The organism is Leisingera sp., from assembly GCF_034669605.1.
Lineage (GTDB): Bacteria > Pseudomonadota > Alphaproteobacteria > Rhodobacterales > Rhodobacteraceae > Leisingera.
The window spans coordinates 1-4,923 of the sequence record NZ_JAXMOX010000273.1 but is presented as its reverse complement, the minus strand read 5'-3'; the positions used below and the strand labels follow the sequence as shown (position 1 = coordinate 4,923).

General features: G+C 61.8%; 5 protein-coding genes and 1 pseudogene. All 6 read left to right on the top strand.

Annotation, left to right across the window (positions count from 1 at the left end):
* Window positions 1–2,249, top strand: a 2,249-nt coding sequence (locus VOI29_RS22520; RefSeq protein WP_323783869.1) for a valine--tRNA ligase, incomplete at its 5' end; no start/stop codon positions are given.
* 185 nt (window positions 2,250–2,434) lie between these two features.
* On the top strand, window positions 2,435–2,743 hold the full coding sequence (locus VOI29_RS22515) for a DUF1330 domain-containing protein (RefSeq protein WP_323783867.1): 309 nt from the start codon (window positions 2,435–2,437) through the stop codon (window positions 2,741–2,743).
* A gap of 42 nt (window positions 2,744–2,785) precedes the next feature.
* Window positions 2,786–3,247: a TerB family tellurite resistance protein gene (locus VOI29_RS22510; RefSeq protein ID WP_323783871.1), complete on the top strand. Its 462-nt coding sequence runs from the start codon at window positions 2,786–2,788 to the stop codon at window positions 3,245–3,247.
* Window positions 3,247–3,687 carry a TerB family tellurite resistance protein gene (locus VOI29_RS22505; protein ID WP_323783865.1) on the top strand — a complete coding sequence of 147 codons (441 nt, stop codon included), beginning with the start codon at window positions 3,247–3,249 and terminating at the stop codon, window positions 3,685–3,687. The genes VOI29_RS22510 and VOI29_RS22505 overlap by 1 nt, the downstream gene beginning before the upstream one ends.
* The gene (locus VOI29_RS22500) at window positions 3,684–4,448 is read left to right on the top strand and encodes a phosphate/phosphite/phosphonate ABC transporter substrate-binding protein (RefSeq protein WP_323783863.1); all 765 of its coding nucleotides are present in this window, start codon (window positions 3,684–3,686) and stop codon (window positions 4,446–4,448) included. Before VOI29_RS22505 ends, VOI29_RS22500 begins: the two co-directional genes overlap by 4 nt.
* Before the next feature lie 143 nt (window positions 4,449–4,591).
* Window positions 4,592–4,849: pseudogene (locus tag VOI29_RS22495) on the top strand (ATP-binding cassette domain-containing protein); the annotation flags it as partial.
* Between the last annotated feature and the right edge of the window lie 74 nt (window positions 4,850–4,923).

The window sequence follows — 4,923 nt, the reverse complement described above, 5'->3', positions numbered from 1 at the left end:
GCTATGCGCCCATCGTCGGCAAGCTGTGCGAGATCCCGGTCGGTCCCAAGGAGCACCGCCGCCTGATCCCGATCATTACGGACGAATACCCGGACAAGGACTTCGGCTCCGGTGCGGTGAAGATCACCGGCGCGCATGACTTCAACGACTATCAGGTCGCCAAGCGCGGCGGCATCCCGATGTACCGCTTGATGGATATGCGCGGCCAGATGCGGGCTGACGGTGAAAGCTACGACGCTGCCGCCACTCTCGCCATGGCCGTGGCCAAGGGTGAGAAGGTGCTCTCCGAGGCCGAAGCCGACGCTGTCAACCTGGTGCCGGATGAGCTGCGCGGTCTGGACCGGTTCGAGGCGCGCAAACTGGTGGTTGAGCAGATCACCAGCGAAGGCCTGGCGGTGATGGTCAGCGTCACCAAGACCGATCCTGAGAGCGGCGAAGACGTTGAGGTGCTGGAGCCGTATGTCGAGAACAAGCCGATCATGCAGCCCTTTGGCGACCGCCCCAAAGTGGTGATCGAGCCGATGCTGACCGACCAGTGGTTTGTTGAGACCGACAAGATTGTTGGCCCGGCGCTGGATGCGGTGCGCAATGGCGATGTGAAGATCCTGCCGGAGTCGGGTGAGAAGACCTATTACCACTGGCTGGGAAATATCGAGCCCTGGTGCATCTCGCGCCAGCTGTGGTGGGGCCATCAGATCCCGGTTTGGTATGGTCCGAGCATTGTTGCCAATGAGGATGGCAGCGAAACCGAAGACTATGACAATCCCAAAGCCTTCTGCGCGCCAAGCTTTGAGGAAGCCACGATCATTGCGGAGAAGTATTACCACTCCTTCAAGTTCACGCAAATTATCGGTGGCGAAGCGGACGACCGAAACACCTCCCAAGAACTGACGGACAAAGTTTATGAAGAGCCAGTCGACCGGGTCTTCCTCTGGCGCGATCCCGACGTGCTCGACACCTGGTTCTCCTCCGGCCTCTGGCCGATCGGCACCCTGGGCTGGCCGGAAGACACCGCGGAGATGCAGAAATATTTCCCGACTTCGACCCTGGTCACCGGTCAGGACATCCTGTTCTTCTGGGTTGCCCGGATGATGATGATGCAGCTAGCCGTGGTCGATCAGATCCCCTTCGACACCGTCTACCTGCATGGCCTGGTGCGCGACGCCAAAGGCAAGAAGATGTCGAAATCCACCGGCAACGTGGTGGACCCGCTGGAGATCATTGACGAGTTCGGCGCCGACGCGCTGCGCTTCTCCTCGGCCGCGATGGCGGCGCTCGGCGGCGTGCTGAAGCTGGATATGGAACGGCTCAAGGGCTACCGGAACTTTGGCACCAAACTGTGGAATGCGGTTAACTTTGCCCATTTCAACAAGGTCTATGACGAAACCGTCCCGGCCTATGCCTGCCCCGATGCCAAGGCCGCCGTGAACCAATGGATCATCGGCGAGACCGCCAAGGTCCGGGTTGAGGTGGACGCGGCCCTTGAAGCCTATCGTTTCAACGACGCGGCCAATGCGCTTTATGCCTTTACCTGGGGCAAGGTTTGCGACTGGTACATCGAACTCAGCAAACCCCTGTTCGGCTCCGAGGATGAGGCGGTGATTGCAGAGACCCGCCAGACTCTGGGCTGGGTGCTGGATCAATGCATGATCCTGCTGCACCCGATCATGCCCTTCATCACCGAAGAACTGTGGGGCAACACCGCCAAGCGCGGCAACATGCTGGTGCATCAGGACTGGCCCGCCTACGGCACCGAGCTGGTCAATGCGGACGCCGACGCCGAGATGAATTGGGTGATCACCGCGATCGAGAACATCCGCTCCACCCGCGCGCAGATGCATGTGCCGGCCGGTGCCAAGATCCCGATGGTGGTGACCGAATTCTCCGATCAGGCGCGCGCCGCCTGGGAAAAGAACGAGGCGATGATCCAGAAGCTTGCCCGTATCACCTCGCTGGAGCAGGTCGGCAGCTTCCCCAAGGGCTGCGCCAGCGTGGCCGCCCCCGGCGCCGCCTTTGGCCTGCCGCTGGCGGATGTGATCGACGTGGACGCCGAAAAGGCGCGTCTGGAGAAGTCTCTGGGCAAGCTGGCCAAGGAACTGGGCGGCCTGCGCGGGCGGCTGAACAACCCGAAATTCGCGGCCTCGGCGCCGGAAGACGTGGTTGCGGAGGCCAAGGCAAACCTTGCCGCGCGCGAGGAAGAGGAAGCCAAGGTCAAGGAAGCCCTGGCCCGCCTGGCTGAGATCGGCTGAGCCGGCTGTTAAACACGTTTCGAACGCCCGCCTTCTCCGGCGGGCGTTTTGCATTTCGCGGCAAAGCCCTGAACCCGGCGCAAATTACCGCGGAACGGAGTAATTCTTGACAACCGCCCCATTGTCTTTGCCCCGCTTTTGTATCAGCCTGCCTGCAACCATAAGAACAAGGGAGGCTGCAGCCCATGCCTAATGACACCAGGCCCAAAGGATACTGGGTGGCCCATGTGGATGTGCACGACATCGAGCGCTACAAGGAATACATTAACGCAAACGGCCCAGTCTTTGCTGAGTACGGCGCAAAGTTCCTGGTGCGCGGCGGAGGCCGGGAAGTGCGCGAGGGCCAGTTCCGCGCCCGCACCGTGGTAATTGAATTCAAGGATTTCGAAACCGCAAAAGCCTGCTATGATTCCATGGCCTATCAGGATGCCAAGGCGCTTCGCGATCCTGTCTCGGCGGGTGATATGCAAATCATCGAAGGTTACGGTGCCTAATGCCGCCGGTCCTGCTGCTATTCCAAAGGTCTGCTGATGCCCTTGCTCAAGAAATTCTTCCAAGCGTTCCGCCCCTCTGAGACGCCAGCGCTTCCGGACCCGGATGCCGAATTGGCACTGGGTGCCCTGCTGGTGCGGGTGGCCCAGTCCGACCGCGAATATCAGCTGGAAGAAATCAGCCTGATCGACCGGATCCTGGCCCGGCTCTACCAGCACAACGCAATCGAGGCTGCCAAGGTGCGCGCCACCTGCGAAAAGCTGCACGCCGCGGCACCGGAAACCGACACCTTCGGGCGGCTGATCCGTGAGACCACCGGGCTGGAGGAACGGCTGGCGGCGATGGACGCGCTGTGGGAAGTGGTGCTGGCCGACGGCAACGAGCGCGCGGGTGAAGTCACCATCGTCGAAGAGGCCCGCAAGGCTATGGGCCTGTCCTATGCCGACAGTCAGAAAGCCCGCGCCCGCGCGGTTGAGAAATTCAGCGGCACCGCGGAGGAAAGCTGATGTTCAAGGAGCTTCTGCAGCGGCTGCTGGAACCTGGGCCTGCGCCGCTGGATGATGAGGGCGCGCGGCTTGCCCTGACCGCGCTGCTGGTGCGGATCGCCCGCTCTGACCACAATTACTCCGAAGTGGAAAAGGACCGGATCGACCGGATCCTTGCCACCCGCTACAGGCTGGACACCGGCGGCGCGCTGATCCTGCGCGAACAGGCTGAGGCGATGGAGGCCGAGGCCCCCGACACTGTGCGCTTTACCCGGGCGATCAAGGATGCCGTGGCCTATGAGGACAGAACCGGAGTGATCGAGGCGCTGTGGCAGGTGGCCTTGGCCGATGGCCGCCGCGATGCGAATGAAGATGCTCTGCTGCGGCTGTCTTCCAGCCTGCTTGGGGTTTCGGATGTGGACAGCGCCAGGGCGCGCAAACGGGCAGAGGCTGCATTATGATTGCTCATCTTGGAATGTATGACCGCCCGGAAACCGCTGAGGCTAACGACCGGTTCTGGGCATTGATCCGCGCCCATCTGGGCCACGGGCCGGAACAGCTGACCCGCGGCGCCGATTTCTGGGAGGTTTGGAAATCGCCGGAGCTGCTATTGTCGCAAACCTGCGGCCTCCCCTTCCGCACCCGGCTCTATGGCGAGGTAGAGCTGGCCTGCACCCCGGACTACGGCCTGCCCGGCTGCCCGGCGGGCTGTTACAACAGCGTCTTCATTGCCCGCGGCGCGGACGCAGGCCAGCCTCTGTCAGCCTTTGCCGGCCGTCGCTTTGCCTATAACGAAGGGTTGTCCCAATCCGGCTGGGCCGCACCGATGGTGCATCTGCACGACCGCAGCATCCTGCCAGGTGCGCTGGTGGAAACCGGCGGCCACAGCCTGTCGGCCCAGGCCGTTGCCGAAGACCGGGCCGATTTCGCAGCACTGGACGCGCTGACCTGGGAATTGGTCAAGAGGCACGACGGGTTCGCCGAAGGCCTGACCGAAATTGAACGCACTGAACCGACGCCCGCCCTGCCCTATATCACCGCCCTGGGCCAGAACCCGCAGACGCTTTTTGCAGCCATCGAAGCCGCAATCCGCGGGCTGGACGAAGACACCAGGAACCTCTTGCATCTGAAGGGGCTCGTGCAGTTTGCCCCCAGTGACTACTTGGCGGTGCCAACCCCTCCGGGGCCAGTGCTGACCGAACAGCGCATCCGGGCTGCTTAACTGACGCCGCGTTTCCTTCCGAAATGGCGGATCCCCCCGTCACTTTGGTCCCCGCAGTGCCGGCTTTTGCGGTTTGAACGTTGCATTCGGTCTTTTTTTCGGTCCAATAAGAACGGATTTCCACTTACAGGGACAAAAACGCCTTGACCGATACTTCGCCCGTTCTGCAAATCCGCGGCCTGCATAAATCCTATGGCGAGCTGGAAGTGATCAAGGGCGTTGATATCACCGCCCACAAGGGCGGCGTGGTCTCTCTGATCGGGTCTTCGGGATCAGGCAAGTCTACCCTGCTGCGCTGCTGCAACCTGCTGGAAGACAGCCAGGAAGGCGAAATCCGGTTCAAGGGCGAGCCGATCACCTGGTCCGGCGTGGGACCGCACCGCCGCCCGGCAGACGCCAAACATGCGGCCATTGATAGGTTGTCCATGTGCTGCCATTATTTTTAGCGTTTTCATACAGATCGTTCACAAAAGCT

Coding starts and splice junctions, on each gene's coding strand:
- VOI29_RS22500 (WP_323783863.1), top strand. CDS start 3,684: ATGATTGCTCATCTTGGAATGTATGACCGCCCGGAAACCGCTGAGGCT.
- VOI29_RS22515 (WP_323783867.1), top strand. CDS start 2,435: ATGCCTAATGACACCAGGCCCAAAGGATACTGGGTGGCCCATGTGGAT.
- VOI29_RS22505 (WP_323783865.1), top strand. CDS start 3,247: ATGTTCAAGGAGCTTCTGCAGCGGCTGCTGGAACCTGGGCCTGCGCCG.